This window comes from Thauera aminoaromatica S2 (genome assembly GCF_000310185.1).
Lineage (GTDB): Bacteria > Pseudomonadota > Gammaproteobacteria > Burkholderiales > Rhodocyclaceae > Thauera > Thauera aminoaromatica.
On the sequence record NZ_AMXD01000278.1, the window covers coordinates 1 to 1,455 of the forward strand.

Sequence of the window (1,455 nt, forward strand, 5' to 3'; positions counted from 1 at the left end):
GGCTCTATGCCCTTTCCAGTGGAAATTGACTCAACAACAAACATGACGGTAGCGCCCGTATTCGCGGGGGATCGCCGGCACCATGGGGTTCTTCGGTAGATGCTCGAGCTTGGACATGCGCAGGTAGGCGACGGCGATGAAATTGTCGAGGTTGCGGAAGCCTCGGGCGGCGGTCTTCGTCTGCTGAAGCTGCCCGTTCATCGCCTCGACGTAGGCGTTGCTGCGCCCGTCGAGCATGCCGCGGAGCACGCCGCCCAGATGCGCCTTGACCGTGGCGCCGAGCCGCTTGAAGGGTTCCAGGCGAGAGCGTCGGGCCCAACTGATCCACTTCATCAAGGCCCCGCGGGCGACCTCTTCGCAGTTGCTCGCCGCCGCCTCGCGGTAGACGAGCCGCAGGCCCTGCTTCATCCGCCACGCCCGCGCACTCTTGAGGCCCGAGCGCTGCAGCCAGTTCATCGCGTCGCACTGTGCCGGCGTCCATTGCGGCGGGTTCTTGCGCATCGCCCACAACAGCTGGCGCAGCGTCTTCTTGTTTCCCGTACCGGCCGCCGCGCGGACCGCGGCTGCGGCGCTGCGCATCTCCTCGCGGCGAACCTCGTCCATCGCCGTATTGGCCAGGGCCACGACGTGGAAACGGTCGTAGCTGACCTGCGCCGTGGGCAGCGCCTGGGCAATCCCCTTGGCGTAGGCCGCGCTCATGTCGATGCAGGCGTGCTCGATCCGCTCCGGCTCGCCACCGTGCGCGCGCAGGTCCTGGGCAAAGGCCTGCAGGGTCGCGTGGTCTCGCCCGGGCGTGGCGAACAGCAGGCGCTTGGCCTCCAGGTCATGCACCACGGTGATGTACGCGTGCCCGCGCTTGACGCTGGTCTCGTCGATGCCGACGTAGCGCACGCCCGACATGTCATCCCGAGCGCGTGCACCGTGAACGTAATGGCGGATCCGCCCCCACAGCCGCTTGGGCGCGACGCGCATCTGGGCGGCGGCCTGGCGCACGGGCAACTCGCTGCACAGGGACAGGCCCAGCGCCTCGAACAGCAGCGTGAAACCGCTGCCCTCGCGAGCCCACGGCACCGGCAGCTGCGTGGTCTTGCCGCAGCCCGAGCACTGCACGCGCGGGATGTCGGCATGGAGCCACGCCTCGAACTGAAAGAAGTCCAGGTGACGCCAGCTGCGCCGCACTCGATCGTGGACCGGCTGATGCGCCGCCCCACAGGCCGGACAGGGCACGCGCTTGCCGGCGTGCTCGACTTCGAAGTCGATCCGCCGCTTCGCGGTGTCGAGGTCCACCTTGGCGACGTACCAGGGCGGCTGCAGGCCGAGCGCGGTGGTGAAGAGGGCTTCGATCGGAGAGCTCATGGTCTGTGCGGGTGCGGGTGCGGGTGCGGGTGCGGGTGCGGGTGCGGGTGCGGTCAAGATCGGGGCGTTGTACCACCGATCACACGGTTTGTTGTTGAG

Annotated in this window: 1 protein-coding gene; it reads right to left on the reverse strand. The window is 68.3% G+C overall.

Annotation, left to right across the window (positions count from 1 at the left end; genetic code table 11):
* Positions 1 to 30 precede the first annotated feature (30 nt).
* Entirely contained in the window at positions 31 to 1,356 is a 1,326-nt protein-coding gene (locus tag C665_RS19550) for an ISL3 family transposase (RefSeq protein ID WP_004265459.1), read from the reverse strand.
* Positions 1,357 to 1,455: the final 99 nt, after the last annotated feature.

What these genes read in the sequence shown, in the direction of transcription:
- C665_RS19550 (WP_004265459.1), bottom strand. Translation starts at nt 1,356, where the DNA reads ATGAGCTCTCCGATCGAAGCCCTCTTCACCACCGCGCTCGGCCTGCAG.